The organism is Sesame phyllody phytoplasma (assembly GCF_018390775.2).
Taxonomy (GTDB): Bacteria; Bacillota_I; Bacilli_A; order Acholeplasmatales; family Acholeplasmataceae; genus Phytoplasma; species Phytoplasma australasiaticum.
Window position 1 is genome coordinate 1 of the sequence record NZ_JAHBAJ020000031.1, and the last position, 818, is coordinate 818.

The following is an 818-nucleotide window of genomic DNA, read 5'->3' on the forward strand; positions in this document are numbered from 1 at the left end:
ACCTTTATAGGGCGAAAGAAGTCAGTAATTTATTGTGCAATATCATAAAGTGCTACAGGACGATTATAATCAACAACTAACCAGTGGTGACATTAAGTTAGTCTTCGCGAGAAGATAAATTATGGCAAGCCGGATGCTTGGAAACTTGCTTGTCCGGTTTAGAGGGGGGCTGTTTGTAATAGATATCAAAAATACCAATTTTGATATTGAAACGCAAATATTCTATCCATATATTAATAAAACAACATAATTTAAATAAAAATACTTTTTTACATGCTTTTACTGATGGAAGAGATACATCTCCCAAATCAGGTTTAAGTTATATAAAACTTTTAATAAAATTAGGTTTTAAAATTGGTTCTATATCTGGAAGATATTATTCTATGGATCGGGGCGCCAAAGAGGCCTAAATATCGTGTGATTTAACCAATCACCAGTGCGATAAACACTGAAAGGCTAAGAACGGTTCCTTAAAGGAAACAATAAGGAATTACAGCAGTTTTTAAAAGCGGGTTGCGATGAAGTAGTTAGTCAAGAAGATACCGCCACCGAATGATCCTATGGAAAAGCCTGAAAAGGCCTAAGAAGCTAAGAAGATGTAATAAGCTAACCTGTCGTAAACTACTATAAACGAGCAGTCCAGAGGCTATCAATATACTTGATCCGTATTGGATAGTTTATCAATTAAAAACCTGGAATCTCACCGTTTCCATAACGGTTACTTCCCCTAAGGAATCAAGGTCGATATTTAGAGTAACTTGGAGAATCCTAAAGGTTAGTTATTAAATTAACTAATAATGAAATAAAAGTCATTAGGC

The 818-nt window shown here is 34.5% G+C and carries 1 pseudogene; it reads left to right on the forward strand.

Features of this window, described 5'->3' with window-relative positions:
- Window positions 1-233: 233 nt before the first annotated feature.
- Window positions 234-392: pseudogene (locus KHD59_RS02380) on the forward strand (2,3-bisphosphoglycerate-independent phosphoglycerate mutase); the annotation flags it as partial.
- Window positions 393-818 lie beyond the last annotated feature (426 nt).